This window comes from Auraticoccus monumenti, assembly GCF_900101785.1.
Lineage (GTDB): Bacteria > Actinomycetota > Actinomycetes > Propionibacteriales > Propionibacteriaceae > Auraticoccus > Auraticoccus monumenti.
On the sequence record NZ_LT629688.1, the window covers coordinates 2,129,811 to 2,150,542 of the forward strand.

The 20,732-nt window shown below is 73.7% G+C and carries 17 protein-coding genes; 9 read left to right on the plus strand and 8 right to left on the minus strand.

All coding sequences use genetic code 11. The features are described 5' to 3' along the window. Nucleotides 1-2 precede the first annotated feature (2 nt). Nucleotides 3-1,523, minus strand: a complete 1,521-nt coding sequence (locus BLT52_RS09845) for an OFA family MFS transporter (protein WP_090592851.1) — start codon at nt 1,521-1,523, stop codon at nt 3-5. Nucleotides 1,524-1,564: 41 nt separating this feature from the next. Between BLT52_RS09845 and BLT52_RS21220 the strand changes: the two genes are divergently transcribed. Then, nucleotides 1,565-2,710: an NTP transferase domain-containing protein gene (locus BLT52_RS21220; protein ID WP_231946580.1), complete on the plus strand. Its 1,146-nt coding sequence runs from the start codon at nt 1,565-1,567 to the stop codon at nt 2,708-2,710. 34 nt (nt 2,711-2,744) lie between these two features. Next, nucleotides 2,745-4,025 carry an MFS transporter gene (locus BLT52_RS09855; protein WP_157677044.1) on the plus strand — a complete coding sequence of 427 codons (1,281 nt, stop codon included), beginning with the start codon at nt 2,745-2,747 and terminating at the stop codon, nt 4,023-4,025. 15 nt (nt 4,026-4,040) lie between these two features. Here BLT52_RS09855 and BLT52_RS09860 read toward each other — a convergent pair whose 3' ends face one another. The 4 genes from BLT52_RS09860 to BLT52_RS09875 form a co-directional block, all read right to left on the minus strand. After that, a complete protein-coding gene (locus tag BLT52_RS09860) occupies nt 4,041-5,687 on the minus strand; it encodes a DNA repair helicase XPB (RefSeq protein WP_090592855.1) in 1,647 nt (548 codons plus the stop codon). Between the two features lie 67 nt (nt 5,688-5,754). Then, nucleotides 5,755-7,338, minus strand: a complete 1,584-nt coding sequence (locus tag BLT52_RS09865) for an alkaline phosphatase D family protein (RefSeq protein ID WP_197679275.1) — start codon at nt 7,336-7,338, stop codon at nt 5,755-5,757. A gap of 96 nt (nt 7,339-7,434) precedes the next feature. Continuing rightward, a complete protein-coding gene (locus BLT52_RS09870; protein WP_090592858.1) occupies nt 7,435-9,615 on the minus strand; it encodes a helicase-associated domain-containing protein in 2,181 nt (726 codons plus the stop codon). A 2-nt stretch (nt 9,616-9,617) separates the two neighbouring features. After that, complete coding sequence (locus BLT52_RS09875) at nt 9,618-10,487, minus strand: hypothetical protein (RefSeq protein ID WP_157677045.1); 870 nt, start codon at nt 10,485-10,487, stop codon at nt 9,618-9,620. A 72-nt stretch (nt 10,488-10,559) separates the two neighbouring features. Here BLT52_RS09875 and nagB point away from each other — a divergent pair, with 72 nt between their 5' ends. Beyond that, nucleotides 10,560-11,345, plus strand: coding sequence for a glucosamine-6-phosphate deaminase (gene nagB / locus BLT52_RS09880; protein ID WP_090592862.1), 786 nt, complete (start codon nt 10,560-10,562; stop codon nt 11,343-11,345). 674 nt (nt 11,346-12,019) lie between these two features. Here the strand turns inward: nagB and BLT52_RS09885 are convergent. Further along, complete coding sequence (locus BLT52_RS09885; protein WP_157677046.1) at nt 12,020-13,282, minus strand: MFS transporter; 1,263 nt, start codon at nt 13,280-13,282, stop codon at nt 12,020-12,022. A 170-nt stretch (nt 13,283-13,452) separates the two neighbouring features. On the opposite strand from BLT52_RS09885, the gene BLT52_RS09890 reads away from it, so the two are divergent. Then, complete coding sequence (locus BLT52_RS09890; protein ID WP_090596567.1) at nt 13,453-14,328, plus strand: LysR substrate-binding domain-containing protein; 876 nt, start codon at nt 13,453-13,455, stop codon at nt 14,326-14,328. A 5-nt stretch (nt 14,329-14,333) separates the two neighbouring features. On the opposite strand, the gene BLT52_RS09895 is transcribed toward BLT52_RS09890, so the two are convergent. Next, entirely contained in the window at nt 14,334-14,762 is a 429-nt protein-coding gene (locus tag BLT52_RS09895; protein WP_090592867.1) for a DoxX family membrane protein, read from the minus strand. Nucleotides 14,763-14,891: 129 nt separating this feature from the next. On the opposite strand from BLT52_RS09895, the gene BLT52_RS09900 reads away from it, so the two are divergent. Genes BLT52_RS09900 through BLT52_RS09920 form a run of 5 tightly spaced genes read left to right on the plus strand, consistent with a single transcriptional unit; the run spans nt 14,892 to nt 18,999 of the window. Beyond that, nucleotides 14,892-15,275: a cold-shock protein gene (locus tag BLT52_RS09900; protein WP_090596568.1), complete on the plus strand. Its 384-nt coding sequence runs from the start codon at nt 14,892-14,894 to the stop codon at nt 15,273-15,275. Next, on the plus strand, nt 15,272-16,075 hold the full coding sequence (locus tag BLT52_RS09905) for a DUF3027 domain-containing protein (protein WP_090592869.1): 804 nt from the start codon (nt 15,272-15,274) through the stop codon (nt 16,073-16,075). The genes BLT52_RS09900 and BLT52_RS09905 overlap by 4 nt, the downstream gene beginning before the upstream one ends. A 34-nt stretch (nt 16,076-16,109) precedes the next feature. Beyond that, nucleotides 16,110-17,225, plus strand: a complete 1,116-nt coding sequence (locus BLT52_RS09910) for a spore photoproduct lyase family protein (protein WP_090592872.1) — start codon at nt 16,110-16,112, stop codon at nt 17,223-17,225. 44 nt (nt 17,226-17,269) lie between these two features. Beyond that, nucleotides 17,270-17,710: a MarR family winged helix-turn-helix transcriptional regulator gene (locus BLT52_RS09915; protein ID WP_090592874.1), complete on the plus strand. Its 441-nt coding sequence runs from the start codon at nt 17,270-17,272 to the stop codon at nt 17,708-17,710. Nucleotides 17,711-17,712: 2 nt separating this feature from the next. Beyond that, nucleotides 17,713-18,999, plus strand: coding sequence for an MFS transporter (locus tag BLT52_RS09920; RefSeq protein WP_090592876.1), 1,287 nt, complete (start codon nt 17,713-17,715; stop codon nt 18,997-18,999). A 503-nt stretch (nt 19,000-19,502) separates the two neighbouring features. Here BLT52_RS09920 and BLT52_RS09925 read toward each other — a convergent pair. Next, nucleotides 19,503-20,732, minus strand: coding sequence for an HNH endonuclease (locus tag BLT52_RS09925; RefSeq protein ID WP_090592878.1), 1,230 nt, complete (start codon nt 20,730-20,732; stop codon nt 19,503-19,505).

Below are 20,732 nucleotides of genomic sequence, written 5' to 3' on the forward strand. Positions count from 1 at the left end.
GCTCAGCCGGTGAACAGGGCGCTGGCCCGGAGCACCGTCTGCACCACGCCGTAGGCCAGCGGGATGCCGACGGCCAGCCACGCCACCACCAGCAGCGGGGTGACGCCGCCGGGGGCCTTGTCGTCCGCGCGGTCCTCGACGGTGTCCGTGCGCACGTCGGCAGGGCGCTCCGGCTCGTGGTGCCGCTCGGAGACCGGGCGCACCAGCAGGTTGGCCACGAAGCCCACCGCCAGGACGGCCACCATGGTCAGCAGCGCGGGGCGGTAGTCGTCGGCGACCAGGGCGCCGGGCTCGCCCCGGGCGTCCAGGAAGCCGTTGACGATCAGCGGGCCGGCCACCCCGGCCGCGGACCAGGCGGTCAGCAGCCGGCCGTGGATGGCCCCGACCTGGTAGGTGCCGAAGAGGTCGCGCAGGTAGGCCGGGACGGTGGCGAACCCGCCGCCGTAGAAGCTGATGATGATGCCGGCGAGCACCACGAACAGGACGACCGCGGTGGAGCCGGCCAGGGCCAGCCCGAGGTAGAGCACGATGCCCAGCCCGAGGTAGACCACGTAGATGTTCTTGCGCCCGATCACGTCGGAGGTGGAGGACCACAGGAAGCGCCCCAGCATGTTGCACAGCGACAGCAGCCCCACGAACCCGGCCGCCGCGGCCGCCGCGACGGTGGACTCCTCGCCGTCGCGGAAGAAGTCGCGGATCATCGGCGCGGCCTGCTCGAGGATGCCGATGCCGGCGGTGACGTTGCAGAACAGCACCACCCACAGCAGCCAGAACTGCCGTGAGCGGATCGCGTTGTTGGCCGAGACGCTGGCCGTGGTCACCATCGACTTCTGCCGCACCTCGGAGGGGTCGAAGCCGGCCGGTCGCCAGCCGTCGGCGGGGACCCGCACCAGCCAGGCGCCGAACAGCATCAGGACCAGGTAGGCCAGACCGAGGGTGACGAAGAGCTTGGCCACCGCCAGTCCCGCCGGCACCCCGCCCGCCGCGGCCGCCGCCGGGTCGTAGAGGCCGAGCAGGGTGGAGGAGAGCGGGCTGGCGATCATCGCCCCGCCGCCGAAGCCCATGATGGCCATCCCGGTGGCCAGCCCAGGCCGGTCGGGGAACCACTTGATCAGCGTGGAGACGGGGGAGATGTAGCCGATGCCCAGGCCGATCCCGCCGATCACCCCGTAGCCGAGGTAGAGCAGCCAGAGCTGGCCGGTGGCGATGCCCAGCCCGCCGACCAGGAAGCCGGTGGCCCAGCACAGCGCGGCGGCGACCATCGCCCGGCGCGGGCCGCCGGTGTCCACCCAGGTGCCGAAGACGGCCGCGGACAACCCGAGCATCACGATCGCGATCGAGAAGACCAGCCCGATCGCGGTGAGCGAGACGTCGAAGTGCTCCACCAGCGCGGTCTTGTAGACGCTGGTGGCGTAGGCCTGGCCGATGCACAGGTGGATCGCCAGCGCCGCCGGCGGGATCAACCAGCGGTTGAAGCCTGGTCCGGCGATGGTGCGGGAGCGGTCGAGCACTGCGATGGCCATGGTCGCCTCCTTGCGAGTCGGTCTCACCCTAGGGTGTCGCTGTGGAGCCACCCGCGAGCAGCCCCCGCTACCGCACGTTCACCCCGGTCCCGCCGGCCGAGCGCGACCACCTGCACCGCGACGCCGTCCGGGTGCTGGTGGTCGGCCGGTCCGCCGCGGGGGAGGAGCTGCTGCTCTTCGAGGACACCGACCCCGGGGTGCCGGGCGTCTCCTGGTGGATGACCCCGGGCGGGGGCGTCGACCCCGGTGAGACCGAGCTCGAGGCGGCCGTGCGGGAGCTGGCCGAGGAGACCGGGATCACCGTGACCCCCGACCAGCTGCGCGGTCCGGTGGCCCGGCGGGAGGTGGTGCACGGCTACAGCGACCAGGTCATCATCCAGCGCGAGTCGTTCTGGCTGCTCGAGCTCGACCGCTTCGAGGTCGACGTCGCCGGGCACACCGAGGAGGAGCGGCTGACCATCCAGCAGCACCGCTGGTGGCCGCTGGCCGGGCTGGGGACCACCGACGCCTGGATCTGGCCGGCCGAGGCCACCGAGCTGGTCCGGGCCGGGCGCGCCGGTGGCCCGGTGCTGGACCTCGGCCGACCCGAGGAGTCCACCGTCCCGGTCGAGGTCCCCACCGGCTACGACGCCCTGGTGCTGGCCGGCGGCCGGGCGCGTCGGCTGGGCGGGGCCAGCAAACCCGACGTGGAGGTGCGGGGCCGGCGGCTGCTGGACCACGTGCTCGGCGCGCTGTCCGGGGCCGGCACGACCGTGGTGGTCGGGCCCGAGTCGCTCGTCGTCCCCGACGGCCCCCGCCGCACCCAGGAGCGTCCGCCGCTCGGTGGGCCGGTGGCCGGGCTGGTGGCCGGGCTGGCCGAGCTCGCCCGCGACCGCGAGCCGGGGGCGCTGACCGTGGTGCTGGCCTGCGACGCCCCGTTCGTGGCCAGCGCGCTGCCCCGGCTGCTCGCCGCGGTGCGGGCCGACCCGGAGGCCGACGGGGCGGTGCTGGGCGATCCCGGCGGACGTCCGCAGTGGCTCACCGGCTGCTACCGCACCGCCGCCCTCGCCGGGGCCCTGACCGGGGACGGGCGGGACCGGGCCGTGCGTGACGTGGTCTCGGGGCTGAGGCTGGCCACCGTCCCCGCCCGCGGCCTGGAGGCCCTGGACCTCGACACCTGGGAGGACGTCGCGGCCGTCCCCGAGTGAGGCTAGCCTTACCCGCGAGCACAGGGGGACTGACGTGAGCCGATCATCGCCGTCGACGGCGTCGCTGGACCGGGGAGCCGGCGGCGGTGCGCCGGGGGGCATGGGCGCCGCCCAGCGCAACGCGCTGGTCACCGGTCTCTACGTCACCCAGTTCGTCGGGGTCGGCTTCCTGGCCACGGGGCTCGCGGCCATCCTCCGCGACGAGGGCTACAGCCTGGAGCTGCTCGGCTGGCTCGCACTGGCCGGTCTGGTCTGGCCGCTGAAGGTGCTCTGGGCGCCGGTCGTCGACCGCTGGGGCTCCCGCCGGCTGGGGCACTACCGGGGCTGGCTGCTGGTGCTGCAGCCGCTGATGGTGCTGGCCATCCTGGCCCTGATCCCCTTCGGCGACCTCTCGAACCTGGCGCCGATCATCGTCCTCGGCGTCCTGCTGGCCATGCTCTCCGCCACCCAGGACACCGCCAGCGACGCCATCGCGCTGCTGGTGATGCGGGGCCGCGAGCGCGGGCTGGCCAACGGCCTGCAGGTCCTCGGCGGCTACCTGGGCAACCTGCTCGGTGGTGGCCTGACCGTGGTGGTCTACGACCGCTGGGGCTGGGCGGCCGCGATGCTGTTCCTCGCCGCCGTCACCGCGCTGCCCCTGCTCAACATCGTGCTGCTCCGCGAACCCGTCGTCGAGCGCCGCACCGCGCGGCTGGCCGACTCCTTCGCCGCCCTCGGCACGGTGCTCCGCCAGCCCGGCGCCGCCACCTGGTCCCTGCTGGTGGTCCCGCTCGCCGTCGGTGGGGCCGGCATGGTCACGGCCCTGCTCGGCCCGGCCCTGGTCGACCGCGGCTGGAGCCTGACCGAGGTGGCGGGGGTCAACGGCGTCCTCACCGGCGTCGCCGGCATGGTCGGCGGGCTGCTGGGCGGGCTGATGGTGCGCCAGCTCGGGCGGGTCCGGACGGTGGTGGCCAGCGCGTGCGTGCTGGTGCTGGGCGCCGTGGCCCTGGTCGTGGTGGCGTTCGGGGACGCGGAGCGGTTGCTGGTGGCGCCGGTGGTGGCGGTGTACTACGTCGCCTTCTGCGCCCTCACCGCGGTGCTCTACACCGTCAACATGGACTACTCCCGGCCGGCCAGTGCCGCCACGGACTACTCCCTGGTCAACACCCCGCCGCAGGTGGTCGGCTTCCTGGCCGGCTCGGTGGCCCTCTTCGCCGCCGAGGCCGTCGGCTACCGCCCGGTGGCGGTGGTGGCCGCGCTGCTGTTCGCCGCCGCCGGCTCCCTGGCCGTGCTGCACCTGGACCGCCACCGCGACTTCCTGCGCACCCGCACGTAGCGGGCGCCCCGGGGCTCAGGCCTCGGGTTCGGCGCCGACCTCCTCGGCGTCGATGATCCGGTAGGAGTAGCCCTGCTCGGCCAGGAACCGCTGGCGGTGCTGGGCGAACTCGGCGTCGACGGTGTCGCGGGAGACCACGGCGTAGAAGCGCGCGGACTTGCCCTCCTGGGGACGCAGCAGCCGCCCGAGCCGCTGGGCCTCCTCCTGCCGGGAGCCGAACGCGCCGGAGACCTGGATCGCCACCTGGGCCGAGGGCAGGTCGACGGAGAAGTTGGCCACCTTGCTGACCACCAGCAGGTCGATCTCGCCGTCGCGGAAGGCCTGGTAGAGCTTCTCGCGCTGGCGGGTGGTGGTCTCGCCCTTGATCAGCGGGGCGTCCAGGCGCTCGGCCAGCTCGTCGAGCTGGTCGACGTACTGCCCGATCACCAGCCGCGGCACCCCGGCGTGCCGGTGCACCAGCTGCTCCACCACCGCCATCTTCGACTCCGCCGAGGCGGCCAGGCGGTAGCGGACGTCCGGCTCGGCCATGGCGTAGGTCATCCGCTCCCCGTCGGTCAGGGTGACCCGGACCTCGACGCAGTCGGCGGGCGCGATCCAGCCCTGGGCCTCGATGTCCTTCCACGGCGCGTCGAACCGCTTGGGACCGATCAGGGAGAAGACGTCACCCTCGTGGCCGTCCTCGCGGACCAGGGTGGCGGTCAGCCCGAGCCGGCGCCGGGCCTGCAGGTCGGCCGTCATCCGGAACACCGGGGCGGGCAGCAGGTGCACCTCGTCGTAGACCACCAGGCCCCAGTCCCGCGCCTCGAAGAGCTCCAGGTGGGGGTGGATCCCGTTCCGCTTCGTGGTGATCACCTGGTAGGTGGCGATCGTCACCGGACGGATCTCCTTCCGGGCCCCGGAGTACTCACCGATCTCGTCCGCGGTCAGGGTGGTGCGCTTGATCAGCTCGTCGCGCCACTGCCGCGCCGAGACGGTGTTGGTGACCAGGATCAGCGTGGTGGCCGAGGCCTTGGCCATCGCCGCCGCCCCCACGATCGTCTTCCCCGCCCCGCAGGGCAGCACCACCACACCGGACCCGCCGGCCCAGAACCCGTCCCTGGCCTGGATCTGGTACGGCCGCAGCTCCCAGCCGTCGGTGACCAGCTCGATCGGGTGCTTCTCCCCGTCGACGTAGCCCGCCAGGTCCTCCGCCGGCCAGCCCAGCTTGAGCAGGGTCTGCTTGAGGTGGCCGCGCTCGGAGGCGTGCACGGCGACGGTCTCGTCGTCGATGCGGGCCCCGAGCAGGCCCTTGACCTTGGCGCTGCGGGTGACCTCGGTGAGCACCGCCTTGTCGGTGGAGACCAGCACCAGCTCGTGCACCGGGTGCTTCTCGATCCGCAGCCGCCCGTAGCGGTCCATCGTGTCGGCCACGTCGACCAGCAGCGAGCTGGGCACCGGGTAGCGGCTGTACTGCAGCAGCACGTCCACCACCTGCTCGGCGTCGTGCCCGGCCGCGCGTGCGTTCCACAGCCCCAGCGGAGTCAGCCGGTAGGTGTGGATGTGCTCCGGCGCCCGCTCCAGCTCGGCGAACGGGGCGATGGCCAGCCGGCAGGCCGCGGCCTGCTCGTGGTCGACCTCGAGCAGCAGGGTGCGGTCGGACTGGACGACGAGGGGCCCGGTCACGGGCGCTCGTGGGGGGTTCCGGGCATGGGGACCATTCTGCTCCCCCCGGCCAACGGGCGTGACCGCCTCAGACGACCGTCCCGTCCTCGACCTGCGCGACGCCCGGCCGGCCGTTCTCGACGTAGCCGACCGCGCGGGTGACGACCGGGGCGTCGGGGGTGGTGACCGAGGGCAGCACCAGGTAGTCGGTCCGCAGCACCTCGGGGGTGACGACGCAGCGCTGGTAGCCCCGGCGGTTGTTGTAGAAGCGGACGTGCGGGTTCTCCTCCAGGCGCCTCCGCCCGGCCGCACCAAGGTCCTGACCGTCCCCGCCGGTGCTGATGGAGGTGCCCAGGAACTCGGCGCCGACGACGGGGGAGTCCGGGTCCTTGGAGCGCGGCTTCAGGTCGGCGGCCATGTTGGCGTGCGCGTCGCCGGAGACGACGACCATGTTGTCGATGCCGCGCTCGTGCACGGCGTCGAACAGCGTCTCCCGGGAGTGGTCGTAGCCGTCCCAGTTGCCGCCGCCGCCGAAGTCCTCACCCGGGCCCACCGTGTCGTCGGTCTCGGCGACCTTGGACTGCTGGGCCAGCACGTTCCAGGCGGCGGTGGAGGAGGTCATGCCCTCGAGCAGCCACTGCTCCTGCCGGTCGCCGAGGAGGGTGCGGTCGGGGTCGTCGCGGATCTCCAGGTTCTGCGTCTCGTCCAGGGCCTGGTCGCTGGCGTACTGCTGGGTGTCCAGCACGTGGAAGTCGGCCAGCCGGCCGTAGCGGACCCGGCGGAACAGCTGCATCGCCGGACCGCTGGGCAGCGACGTACGGCGCAGCGGCAGGTTCTCGTAGTAGGCCTGGTACGCGGCGGCGCGGCGCTCCAGGGCCGCCGGGGGGTCGGGGTCGACGGTGTGGTCGAACGGGATGTCGTGGTTGTCGGGCACCGACACGAAGGCGACCGAGGCGTGCGCGGCCTGCAGGTCGGGATCGCTCTTGTAGAGGCCGTAGCGGATCCGGTAGTCCGACAGGGTGACGAGCTCGTGCAGGGGTCGGTTGACGCGGCCGTCGACCCCGTTCACCGAGCCCCCCTCGTAGATGTAGTCACCGAGGTGGAAGGCGACGTCCAGGTCGTCGGCGGCGAGGTGCCGCAACGCGGTGAAGTAGCCGTTGTTGTAGGCCTGGCAGCTCATGAAGGCGAACGTCATGGACCCCAGCACCGCGTCCTGGGCCGGGGCCGTCCGGGTCCGGCCGACGGGGCTGATGTGCGCCCCGACGCGGAAGCGGTACCAGTACACGCGGTCGGGCTGGAGGCGGTCGACCTCGACGTGCACCGAGTGGGCCAGGTCGGCCTCGGCGACAGCCACACCCCGGCGGACGACGCTGCGGCCCCGGAACGTCTCGTCGGTGGACACCTCCCAGCGGACCCCGATCGGGCGACGCGGGTCCGGCACGCCGCCCAGGCCGTCCTCAGCCACCGGGTCGGGGGCGATGCGGGTCCACAGCACCACCCCGTCGGGCAGCGGGTCACCGGAGGCGACACCGAGCCGGAACGGGTCGCCGGTGAGCCCGGCGGGGGCCAGCGAGGGACGGACCAGCCCGGCCAGCGGCAGCGCGGTCAGGGAGGCGGCGGTGACGCCGAGGAAGCCTCGTCGGCCGAGGGCTGCGGTGCGGGGGAGGATCACGGCTCCAGCGAACCCGGTGCGGACGTCGTCCGGCCCAACGCGAGGTGAAATGTGCGACGACAGGTGGGGTCGGGCGAGGCCCACCCCGACCGGCGCTCAGCCGCCGGCGTCCACCCGGGCGCCGACCACCCGGGCCAGCGGGACGGTGACGCCCCGGTCGCCGGGGGACCCGGCCAGCCGCACCGCCCCCGCGGTGATGGTCAGCACCCGGGCCCGGCGGGTGGTCGACTCGCCCTCGTCGGTGACCCAGTCCACCACCACGCGGGTGCCGTCGGAGGCGGCCCGGGTGAGGACGTCCACCGCGGAGTCGACGGCGCGGGCGCGGGCGCTGCGGTCCTGCTCGCGGGCCAGCAGCAGCTCCGCGGCCAGTGCCGGGTCGACCGGCTCGAGCGGCTCCTCCCCGCGGTGGCCGGGCTCGCGGGCCCGCGGCGGGGCGGGCGCGGTCAGCGTGGCGCCCGACGCGTCGGTGGCCACCGGGGCGAGCCCCAGCTGCTGCAGCACCCGCACCACCTCGTCCGGCTCGGCCGCGGCGGCGAGGAGGCCCGGGGCGAGCCGGTGCAGCCCGAGGGCGCCGGCCTCGGGACGTCCGAGCAGGCTGGTGGCCTGGGCGTCGTCGTCGCAGCGGACGACCGCCAGCACCGGTGTCACCCGGATGCTGCCGTGGCGGCGGGCCACGTCGGAGAGCAGGTAGCGCAGCGGCTGGGGCAGACCGGTGGAGGAGTGCTCGGCCAGCCACTGCTCGATCTCGGCCAGCGACCAGCCGGCGTCGAAGGCCCGGCGCAGGCTGGACTCGGTGAACCGGTAGACCCCGCCGCCGCCGCGGGACTCCTGGGTGGCCAGCAGCCGGGCCACCCGCGCCACCTCCGGGAGGAGCGGGCCGGGGGCCACCGCCGTCAGGTCGGCCTGCACCACCAGGTGGCCGACCGGGTCGGGGAACAGGGCGGCCAGCTCGGGGTCGAGGTCGGCGCCGACGGCCACCCGGGCCAGCGGTGAGACCGCGCCCATCGCCGTCAGCCCGGCCTGCTCGGCCTCGCTCAGCAGGTCGGTCACCAGCTCGGCCAGCGGCAGCCGCTCCGCCCACGCCGGGTGGTGCCAGGCCACCACGTCGACCAGCCCGGCCGGGTCCACCTGCCGGCCGACCGGCTGCTCGGCCAGCACGGCCAGGATGCCGGCGCGGATCTCGGTGGCGCCCCGGAGCTCGGCCTCCTCACCCAGGGGGTGGGCGCCGGCGCGCCCGGCCGCGACCGGCCAGCGCGGGTTGGACCGCCAGGCCCGGACCAGCTGGAGCCACCGCTGCGCCCCCGGGGTGGTGGTCCAGCGGTCGAACCGGGCGGTGGGCAGCAGCCGGGGACCGTCGGCGGCCACCAGGCCGGCCGCCGAGGCCCACTCCAGCAGCATCGCCGACTGCTCCGGACGCAGCTCGGCGCGGCGACCCATGGCCGTCACGTCGCGCGCCGACACCCCGCCGTCGCGCAGCAGCGAGACGGTCCGCCGGTCCAGGTCCTCCACCAGCTGCTCCACGTCGTGCACCAGGGCCCAGGCCGCCCCCGCCCCGGCGCCCCGCACCAGCGAGGCCGACCGGGAGCGCGGTCCGAGCTCGGGCGGGTGCACCGGCGGCGGCTCGGCCACCAGCCGACCTCCGCGCAGCAGGAGGGCCACCTCGCGGGGCAGCAGCACCGTCTCGGGGTCGGCCGGGCGGAGCAGCCCCAGGGCCAGCAGCCGCTCCACCGGGTTCCGGGCCTCGGCCAGCGTCACCCGCCGGTCGGCCTGCCGCAGCGCACCCACCGGCCGCTGCCAGAGCAGCCGCTCCAGGATGACGCGCTCCTCGTCCCCGACCTGCTCCAGCGCCCGGTCCAGCTCGGCGGCCGGCAGCGGGCGGTTCGAGACCGGGGCCAGCCCGGCGGGGTGGGGCCCGAAGGCCTCCCGGACCGTGCGGACCAGGTGCAGCTCCTCGTCGGGGCCCCACAGCAGCGCGCGCAGCCGCAGGTCCTGCACGGCGGCCGCCACCTCGGCGGGGGTGCCGACCCCCAGCAGCGCGTGCACCCCGGCCGCGTCGGCGCCGTCGGCGGAGGCGGCCAGCGCCAGGGCCACGGTCCGCTGCCAGGCGTCCAGCCGGTCCAGGGCCCGGGCCACCGAGGCCGGGGTCAGCGCCCGCTGCACCAGCTCGGTGAAGTCGGCCGGCAGCGGGCGGACCAGGTCCTCGCGGTGGCGGAGCAGGGTCGTGAGGTCGTCGGGGGAGAAGGCGGCCAGGGCCTCGCCGAGGGTGCGCGCGGCCACGCTCAGCCCCAGCTGGACGAGCCGCGGGTGGACGCCTGGGGACGCTGCTCGGGCTCGCCGGCCTGGATGCTGAGGTAGGAGATGACCGGGGCCGCCACCAGCATGGCGAGGCAGACCAGCACCGACGGGGAGCGGAGGGCCTCCACCGTCCCGGCCCAGGAGAGGGTCTGGACGAAGCCGACCATGCCGCCGAGGGTGACGAAGCCCAGCCCGATCAGCAGCCCGAGACGCAGCTGCTGGCGACGGCGCCGGGCCATGCCGGTCAGCAGCAGCGCGGCCACCACGGCGAACGGGGACAGGATCGGGATCAGGCCGATGGCCAGGAAGATCAGCAGCGGCGTGCCGACGCCGTCGACCACCTGGCGCAGCAGGCTGCGGTCGTCGGTGGGGACCTGCGGCGGGGCCCAGGTGACCGGGGAGAACCACTGGTCGGTGCCGGGCGCGGGCAGCGGGGGTCCGGGCACCGGCGGCTGCTGGCCCGGCCGCATCCCCTGGGTGGCGACGAAGGGCTGCCGGGGGTCGTGCCCCGGCGGGGCGGCGGGGACGGGGACCGGCGCCGTCCCCGGAGGGGCCCAGGAGCTGGAGTGGGCGGCGTTCCAGGCGGGTCCCACCGCGGACTGCTCGGTCATCATCGCGCTGACCACCTCGAAGGCGCGGTGCGGGTCGCGCGGCACGTCGGTGCGGGGGACCAGGGTGTCCAGCGGAGCCACCTGCTGGGGCGGCTGGTACCCGGTCGGCGGCTGCAGCGGCGCGCGGGGCGGCGGGGGCGGGGCGGGTGCGGCGGCGTCCAGCGCGGTGGCCTCGCGCGGCGCCTCGAACTGGTCCGGGCGCTGGTGGGGCGCGTACTCCGGTCCGTCCTCCCAGGTCGCCATGCCGGCCATCGTATCGCCGCTGGCCACTAGCATGACCCGCGTCACGACCGACCCGGCCCGAGGAGCGAGTGAGTGGAAGTCATCATCTGTCCCGACGCCGACGAGGTGGGACGGGTCGCCGCCGCCAAGGTGGGCCAGGTCTGCGCCGCCGCGAGCCGGCCGGTGCTCGGTCTGGCCACCGGCTCCTCGCCGCTGGCCATCTACCGCCATCTCCAGCTGATGGTGGGCGAGGGCCGGCTCGACCTCGGCCGGGCCAGCGCCTTCGCCCTCGACGAGTACGTGGGTCTCGACCCCGCCCACCCGGAGAGCTACCGCAGCGTCATCCACCGCACCGTCACCGAGCCGCTCGGGCTCGACCCCGACCGGGTCCACGTGCCCGACGGCAGCGCCGAGGACCTGGAGCAGGCCGCCGCCGGCTACGACCGGGCCATCGCCGAGGCCGGTGGGGTGGACGTCCAGATCCTCGGCATCGGCAGCAACGGCCACATCGGCTTCAACGAGCCCACCTCGTCCTTCGCCTCGCGCACCCGGATCAAGACCCTGACCCAGCGCACCCGGCTGGACAACCAGCGGTTCTTCGACAGCCTCGAGGACGTCCCCACCCACTGCCTCACCCAGGGCCTCGGCACCATCATGGACGCCCGCCACGTCGTCCTGGTCGCCCAGGGCGAGGCGAAGGCGCAGGCCGTCGCGGCGACCGTCGAGGGTCCGGTGACGGCCCTGGTCCCGGCCAGCGTGCTGCAGTTCCACCAGCGGGCCACCGTCGTGGTGGACGAGCTGGCGGCGAGCCGTCTCCAGCTCGGGGACTACTACCGCGAGGTCTACGCCGGCAAACCCGCGTGGCAGCGGTTCGCCTGAGCGCTGTTCTCGGTTCTTCCTGGTGGGTCCGCGCCGTGCTCCTCCCCGGCGAGGTGTCCCGCCCGGTCGAGCCTCCTCCTCGTTCCTCGGAGGAGTTCTCCCAACGCCCGCCACACCCCGACACCTCGCCGGGGAGGAGCACGTCGCTCCTGCCGGGGTGACGGGTTGGTGCGCGCTCAGGTCGTGACCGCTCGGGCCTTCACGAGGTCGGGGGGACCGCAGGGGCTGCGGTCCGCTACCAGGCTCGGCTCCGAGGTCGGTGACGGTCGCCCGGCCGTCGCCTCTCCTTGCCAGTCGCGGCGAGTCGCCGCTGTGCGTCGCCTCCGGCGTGCGGGAGGCGACCAATCGGGGCGACTCGCCGCTCCGCTGCGCGACGATCGCACCTGACCGCCCGTCCCAGCGCGCCCGCTCGTCCTGGGCTGCGCGAGGTGCTTCACGTCGGTCGTGGCGAGTGGCCGATCTTTGTCGCCTTCGATGGGCGGGAGGCGTCCAATCGGGGCGACTCGCCGCTCCCGCTGCTGGACGATCGCACCTGACCGCCCCGTCCCAGCGCGCCTCGCTCGGCCCAGGACTGCGCGAGGTGCTTCACGCCAGCCGCGGCGAGTTGCCGCTGGGCGTCGCCTCTGGCGGGCGGGAGGCGCCCGATCGGGCCGACTCGCCGCACCCGAGAAGGGTCAGGGGACGCGGACGATGTGCAGCTTCGGGGTCCAGGGGCCGCGGTGCAGGGCCAGGCGGAGGTGGGACTGGCGGGCCATCAGGAGGGCCAGCAGGGCGGTGACCACCAGGATGCTGACGCCGCAGAGGACCAGCGCCGGGCGGGGGCCGAAGGCGTCGCTGAAACGGCCGATGGCCGGGCCGGCGATGGCCTGACCACCGAGCAGGGCCATGGTGTAGACCGCCATCACGCGGCCGCGGACCTCGGGGGTGACCGTCAGCTGGATCATCGAGTTGGCGCCGATGAGGAAGGCCATGGTGGCGATGCCGCAGAGCACCAGCAGGCCGGCGAAGGCGAGCTGGTTGGTCACCACCGCCATCACCGCGAGGACCAGCCCGAGCGAGCCCAGACCCACGGTCAGGGAGCGCAGCCGGGTGGCGGCGCTGCGGCGGGCGGACCAGATGCCGCCGATCAGGGCACCCAGCGCGTTCACGGTGGTGAGCAGGCTGTAGCCGGACACGCCGGTGCCGAACTCGCTGTCGGCCATGGTGGCCAGCAGCACCGGGAGGTTGAAGGCGAAGAGCCCGGCCAGGGCGACCAGCGAGATGGCCCAGAACACCTCCGACTTCTGCACGATGTACCGCAGCCCCTGACGCAGGGCACCGGGTGCCCGCTTGGGCGGGGGCATCGAGTACAGCGGCTTGAGCCCGAAGATGATCGCCGCGACGGCCGAGCAGGCCAGCCCGTTGACCACGAAGGACCAGCCCTGCCCGACCAGGGTGACCAGCAGACCCGACAGCGCCGGGCCGACCACGCCGCTGAACTGGAAGGCGGTGCTGTTCAGGCTGACCGCGTTGCGGATCTGGTGCGGCGGCACCAGCTCGCTGACGAAGGCCTGCCGTGCCGGGCCGTCGACCACGACCACCAGCCCCAGCGCGAGGGCGATGGCGTAGACGTGCCAGGCCTGGACCACGCCGCTCAGGGCGAGGACGCCGAGCAGCAGGGCCAGCGAGGCGGCGGTGGTCTGGGTGATGACCAGCAGCCGGCGCTTGGGGAACCGGTCCACCAGCACCCCGCCCCACAGCCCCAGCAGGAGCATCGGGGCGAACTGCATGGCCACCACCAGACCGACGGCGGCCGCGGAGCCGGTCAGCTCGAGCACCAGCCAGTCCTGGGCGATGCGCTGCATCCACACCCCGGTGCTGCCGATCAGCTGGGCAGGGAGGAAGCGTCGGTAGGCGGGTTCGTTGAGGGCAGAGAAGGTGGCCGGGAGACGGCGCACGGGGATCACCTGATCGAGACGTGTCGGCTTGGGCGGGACGACGGCGACGCTGCCGCGACGACCTCGGTGGAGGTCCGGAGGAGTGGGTCCGGGTAGGACGGCTGCCACGCTACCGACCGAGACAACATTCCGGCGACCTATGGTGGCTATAAGTCCTATAAGCAGTCATGATGAGTGCTGTGGATCGCCACTTCGACCCCGTCCTGCTGCGGACGTTCCTCGCCGTCGCCAACGGCCTCAGCTTCACCCGGGCCGCCGCCGAGCTGGGCGTCTCCCAGCCGGCCGTCTCCCAGCAGATCCGGCGCCTGGAGCAGGCCGCCGGGCGCCAGCTGATCAGCCGCGACACCCGCACCCTGCGGCTGACCGACAACGGCGAGGCGATGGCCGGCTTCGCCCGCAGCATCCTCAGCGCCCAGGACGAGGCGGTCAGCTACTTCACCGGGTCGGCCATGGTCGGCCGGCTCCGCTTCGGCGCGGCCGACGAGCTGGCGCTGGGCGAGCTGCCCACCATCCTGCGGAACTTCCGCCAGCTCTACCCGCGGATCAACCTCGAGCTCACCGTCACCCAGAGCGGCAGCCTGCTGCGTCGGCTGCAGGGCAACCACCTGGACCTGATCTTCATCAACCAGGAGGCCGACACCGACCTGGGACGGATGGTGCGCCGGGACCGGCTGGTCTGGGTGGGTCTGGAGGGCTTCGAGATGGACCCGGCCCAGCCCGTCCCGTTGGTCACCTACCACGCGCCCAGCTTCGGCCGGGCGGCGGCGATCGGTGCCCTGGACGGCGCCGGGCGCTCCTGGCGGATCACCTGCAACACCCGTCAGGTCAACGGCATCCTGGCCGCCGTCCGGGCCGGCCTCGGGGTCTGCGTGCTGGCCCAGAGCCGGGTCCCGCCGGACCTGCGCAACCTCTCCGGCCGCACCGACCTGCCCGCGCTGCCGGACGTCGAGATGGCCCTGGTCGCCAACCCCGCCAGCGCCTCGGAGCCCGTGGAGGCGCTCAGCAAGGCGATCCTCAGCCTCCCGCTGTCCCCGCTGGGACGCTGACCGGGTCAGTCCGCCCGGCGGTCCAGCACCTCGTCCAGCACCAGCCCGGCGCCGATGCCCAGCATCCAGACGTCCTTGGCGATGGCCAGACCCTGCTGGGTGGGGGCGAGGCTGCCGGGCTCGCGCATCCCGGGGGTGCGGAGGTAGAGACCCATCAGCCCCGCGGCGAACCCGGTGAGCAGCGCGCCGGCCACCGCACGGGGCACGAACGGCACCAGCAGCGCGGTCCCGACGACGATCTCGCCCACCGCCAGCCCCCGGAGGAAGCGGGTCGGCTCGACCGAGGCCAGGAAGGGGTAGGTGCCGGTGGCCATGCCGTGCAGCCCCTGGGCGGTCTGCTCGTCCCCGCGCCACTTCTGCAGGCCGGAGTTGAGCACGAAGGCGCCGGTGGCGAGGCGCTCGGGGAGACGGCTGAGGGCGTGTCGCTTGGTCATGGCGCCACCCTGCCAGCCCGAGTCGCGCCCGGCGAGGGGCGGGGAGTACGGGATTGTGCCCGCGGCTCGATAGGCTGTCGGGGTTCGACCGTCGCGGTCGGGCTCGAGCACGACGTGAGCGAGGTTCTGGTGCCCACTGGCAAGGTGCGTTTCTACGACGCCGACAAGGGGTTCGGCTTCCTGTCGTCGGACGACGGCGGCGATGTGTACGTGCGCGCCTCGGCGCTGCCGGCCGGGGTGACGACGCTCAAGGCGGGGCAGAAGGTGGAGTTCGGGGTCATCGCGGGTCGCAAGGGCGAGCAGGCCCTCTCGGTCCGGGTGCTCGAGGAGCCGCCGTCGCTGTCCAAGGCCCAGCGCAAGTCCACCGACCAGATGGCCGTCATCGTCGAGGACCTGATCAAGATGCTCGACGGCGTCGGCAACGGCTACCGCCGGGGTCGCCACCCCGACGGCCGCACCGCGACGCAGGTCGCCACGGTGCTGCGTGCCGTCGCCGACGAGCTGGAGCTGTGAGCGTGGCTGTCTCCGCCCGGACGCCGGCCAGCCGCCGTCCCAAGCTGGACCAGGTCTGCGCCGACGCCGTCGAGCTGGCCCGCGAGGCCGCCGAGGTCGAGGGCGGTCGCGGCCAGGTCGGTGAGCACCTGGGTGTCGTGGCCGAGGGCGAGCGCGTGGTCAGCCACTACTTCGCCTCCACCCACCCCGGCTACCGGGGCTGGCGCTGGTCGGTGACCGTCGCCCGTGCCTCCCGGGCCAAGAAGGCCACCGTGGACGAGGTGGTGCTGCTGCCCACCGAGGACGCACTGCTGGCCCCCAGCTGGCTGCCGTGGTCGGAGCGGATCGAGGCCGGTGACGTCACCCCGGGTGTGGTCATGCCCACCCCCGACGACGACCCGCGGCTCGAGCCGGGCTACACCGGTGGTGAGGACGCCGCCGACACCGACCCCGCCGAGGCCAGCATCACCCGCGCCGTGGTCGCCGAGCTCGGACTGGGTCGCGAGCGCGTGCTCTCCCCGGTCGGGCGCGACCAGGCCGTCGAGCGCTGGCTGGACGGGCCGGCCGGCCCGGACAACGAGTCCACCCGCCAGGCGCCAGGGAGCTGCTTCAGCTGTGGCTACTTCGTGCGTCTCCAGGGCAACCTCGGGCGTCTCTTCGGCGCCTGCACCAACGTGTGGTCCCCGAGCGACGCCTCGGTGGTGAGCGTGGACCACGGCTGCGGCGGGCACTCCGACGTGGTGGCCGAGCAGCGCGAGGCCGAGCTCCCCGCCCCGGTGTGGGAGACCGCGTCGACCGCCGAGGGCTCGCTCTTCGACTGAGAGCTGTCAGAGCCACCGGGTAGACCTGGTGACGATGACACAACCCTCCCTGTTCGAGCCCGAGCCGCCGCCCGCGGCCCCGCCCGTCACCGTGCCCCGGCTGCTCCAGGTTCGCAGGATCTGGGCCGAGCCGGCCGCCGCCGCCTCCGCGCGCGGCCAGCAGGTGCTCTCCCGCTTCCCCGACGCCGAGGTGGTGCCGGTGGAGTCGCACTGGCAGATCCCGGAGCTGCACGGCAACGAGGGCAGCGTGGCCCGCTGGGTGCGGGTCAAGACCGAGGATCTCGTGCTCGGGGTCAAGAAGTCCCTGACCACCCGGCCCAACGGCCGCTCGGCGGACTGGATCGCCCCCTCGGCCGCCAACGGCTGCGCGATGGCCTGCGCCTACTGCTACGTCCCGCGCCGCAAGGGCTACGCCAACCCGGTCACCGTCTTCACCAACATCGAGGCGATCGTGGCCCACCTCGGCCGCCACGTGGCCCGCCAGGGTCCCAAGCACGAGCCCAACCAGTGCGACCCCGACGCCTGGGTCTACGACCTGGGGGAGAACAGCGACTGCTCGGTCGACGCCGCCATCAGCGACAACGTCGCCGACCTGGTGCACGCCTTCCGCGGCTGGCCCACCGCCAAGGCCTCCTTCGCCACCAAGCACGTCAACCGCGACCTGCTGGCGCTGGACCCGCAGGGACGCACCCGGATCCGGTTCTCGCTGATGCCCGAGCGCGACGCGAGGCTGCTCGACCTGCGGACGTCCCCGATCGGCGAGCGCATCGCGGCCGTCGACGACTTCGTGGCCGCCGGGTACGAGGTGCACCTCAACTTCTCCCCCGTCCTGCTCCGCCCCGGTTGGCAGCAGGACTGGCGCGAGCTGCTGCAGCACCTGGACGACGTGCTGGGAGAGCGGGCCAAGGCGCAGGCGGCGGTCGAGGTCATCTTCCTCACCCACAACCAGGGGCTGCACGAGGTCAACCTCGGCTGGCACCCCAAGGCCGAGGAGGTGCTGTGGCGCCCGGAGGTGCAGGAGACGAAGCGCTCCCAGAACGGGGCCGAGAATGTCCGCTACCGGGTTGGGCTCAAGCAGCGCTCGGTGGCCGAGCTGACCGGCCTGATCGGCGAGCACGCGCCCTGGCTACGGGTCCGCTACGCCTTCTGAGGAACCCTTGTCTTTAACCATGTTAAAGATTATGCTCGACGTCGATGACGACGACCGCGGACCCCAGGGCGAGAGAGCTCGCACAGGGGCTGCGTCGTAGCGTGATGCGGCTGGCGCGCCGTCTCCGCCAGATGCACGAGGAGAGCCTCGGCCTGACCCAGAACCAGCTGTCCCTGCTCGGGCTCCTGACCAGGTCCGGTCCGCGCACGGTGGGCCAGCTGGCCGAGCTGGAGAAGGTGCAGCCGCCGGCCATCACCCGCACCGTCAAGGCGCTGGAGCAGCTCGGGCTGGCCCAGCGGGCCTCCGACCCCGAGGACGGCCGCCGGGCGGTGGTCGAGGTGACCGGGCGCGGCCGCGAGATCGTTCTGGCTGACCGTCGCCGCCGCGACCTCTGGCTGGTGGAGCGGCTCGCCGAGCTCACCCCCGAGGAACGCCGGCTGCTGCGCGAGGCGTCGGAGCTGCTGCTGAGGATGGCCGACTCGTGAGCATGTTCGACGCGCTCAGGCACCGCAACTACCGCGTCTTCCAGTCCGGCGCCTTCGTCTCCAACATCGGCACCTGGATGCAGCGGGTGGCCCAGGACTGGCTGGTGCTCGAGCTCTCCGGCGGGTCGGGGGTGGCCGTCGGCATCACCACGGCCCTGCAGTTCCTGCCCACGCTGGTGGTCTCGCCCTACGGCGGCGTGATCGCGGACCGCTTCGACAAGCGGACCGTGCTGCGGTTCTCCCAGTCCTGGATGGCGGTCTGCGCGCTGGCCCTCGGGCTGCTGGCCATCGCCGGGCTGGCCACCACCGAGATGGTCTACGGGCTGGCGCTGCTGTTCGGCGTCGGGTCGGCCATCGACGTCCCGGCCCGGCAGTCCTTCGTGGCGGAGATGGTGCCGGCCTCGCTGCTGCCGAACGCGATCGGGCTCAACGCGGCCACCTTCCACACCGCCCGGATCATCGGCCCCGCCGTCGCCGGTCTGGTGATCGCCGCCTTCGGCTCGGGCTGGGCGATCCTGTCCAACGCGTTCACCTACCTGGCCTTCCTGATCGCCCTCTCCGCGATGGACGCCTCCCAGCTCACCCCGAGCGAGCGGAAGGGGCGGGCGAAGGGGCAGATCCGCGAGGGCATGGCCTACGTGCGCGGGCGCAGCGACCTGCTGCTGGTGCTGTGCATCGTGTTCTGCGTCGGCACCTTCGGGATGAACTTCCAGCTCACCTCGGCGCTGATGGCCCAGCAGGAGTTCGGCAAGGGCGCCCAGGAGTACGGCATCCTCGGCACCTTCATGGCCTTCGGGTCGCTGGCCGGCGCGCTGCTGGCCGCCCGGCGCACGAAGGCGCCACGGCTGCGCTTCGTGATCGGCGCGGCCCTGGTCTTCGGGGCGATGGAGGTGGTGGCCGGGCTGATGCCGGGCTACTGGAGCTTCGCCTTCTTCCTCCCCGTGCTCGGGCTCTCGGCCCTGCTGGCCCTGACCGCCGCCAACGCGACGGTCCAGCTCGGCAGCGACGCGGGCATCCGCGGGCGGGTGATGGCGCTGTACACGATGGTGCTGATGGGCGGGACCCCGATCGGGGCGCCGGTGCTGGGCTGGATCGGGGAGTACCTCGGTCCCCGCTGGACCCTGATCGGCGGCGGTGGTCTGGTGATCGTCGGGGTCCTGGTCTCGGTGGCCGTGGTGTCCCACACCCACCACCTCTCGATGCCCAGCCCCCGCAGCTACATGCACGAGCTGCCGCGGCTGCGCCGCCCACGCCGCGTCCCCGACACCGACGCCCGCCCGGTCGACTGACGCCCCTCAGCGGGACCCACGGTCGGGCAGCCGCAGGAAGACCGAGCCGTCCACCACCTCCACCGGGTACCCGCGCAGCCGTGCGGGCGAGCCCGGGGCGAGGTGGTGCCGCCGGTACGGCCCTGAACACGGGAACGTGTCGTTGTCGCTGACGCGGGCGGCGGACAGCGCCCTCAGCTGCTCTGCGGTATGCCAACGAGTTGCCGCACCCTCCGGACAGCGCGCGTGCTGGACGAGGACGTCGTCGGCCGTGGTCGTGCCGCCGAGGTGTTGACCAGCGTCTGGAGGACCATCGCGCACGCCCGGGGCGGGGCGGCCATCCTCCGGTGGATCGGCGCCAGCCGCTGACGACCGCTTCCACTCGCGATTCGACGAAGCACGCTCACTCCTCGAGGATCAGCTCGACGCCTCCGCGGCGACCTCCACGAGCGCGCACAGGGCGTCGTGACGCTCCACCACAGGGCGCGCCGCTGAGAACCGGCCTGCAGCGGCGCGGCGCATGATCAGGCGGCGTGGAGGTGCAGGACGTCGATCTCGACCACGGTCTGGTTGAGGACGCGTTCTCGGTAGCTGTCGGGTGGTCGGTAGTGGCGGGCGGTGAGGTGGCCGTGGGACTTTATCCGGTGATGCCGTCGACAGAGGCTCCGGAGGTTGTCGGCGTGGGTGGGGCCGCCTCGTTCCCAGGGGTGGTGGTGGTCGAGGTCGGTGCGGTCGGCGGGGACCTGGCAGCCGGCGACCCGGCAGCGTCCGTCGCGCCACTGCAGCGCCTGTCGTAGCGCACCGGGTGGTTGGTAGCCGAGGCTGGTGGTGTCGAGGACCTGACCGTGTGGGTCGAGGACCAGGCGGCGGAACAGGGTGGTCTCGTGGGTGGCGAGCTCGCGAACCCAGGTGGCGGGGACAGGGATCCCGTGGCCGCGGACCGTGCCTGGTCCGTCGGTGAGGCCGATGAGGTCGCGGGCGTCGATGCTGATGGCGACCTCGGCGCGGACGGTGGTCTGGGTTCCTTCGGAGCTGGTGAGCCAGTGGCAGAGCAGGTCGGCGCGCTTCTGGTCCTGGGTGCGCTGGTCGACCTTGCCGGTGTCGGGGTCGATCTCGGGCAGGGTGCGGGCGGCGGTGGTGAGCCGCTTCTCGATCGCCACCGCGATGGCGGTGGGGACGTAGGCGTTGACCCAGCTCATCGCGTTCTCGACGTGGACGATCTCGACCCGTCGCCGTTCCCGGGCGGTCTCCGCCTCCAGGGCAGTCGAGTCGGGTTCGATCCGGGCCCGGAGCCGCTTCAGCCAGGCGCGGAGCTCGGCGGGGGTGTGGGTGGCGGCGTACTCCACGGCCCGGGTGTCCAGGAGGCCGATGAGGGTGTCGGTGTGGGCGGTGGTGAGGACCTGGTGGATGATCCGGACCCGTTGGGCGTCCACGGCCCCGAGGCTGAAGGCGTGCCAGAGGGCGGGGAGGGTACGGCGGACGGTGTCGGCGGTGGAGAGGATGACCTCGACGCTGAGCTCGGAGACGGCCAGGGTCTGGGCGATGTCGAGCACCACGCTCCCGAGGCCGGTGGTGGCGCGGTGGCGGGACGGCTCGGTGGCCTGGAGTGCGGCGCGGGCCTCGTCGCGGTGGTGCAGCATCTGCGACCAGAGCACGAACTCCGCCTGCGCCGCGGCCCGGCGGGCACGGGCCAGCTGGTCGAGGTCGGGGACGCAGCACCCCTCCTCCAGGGCCGGCGCAGCGGTGAGCTCCAT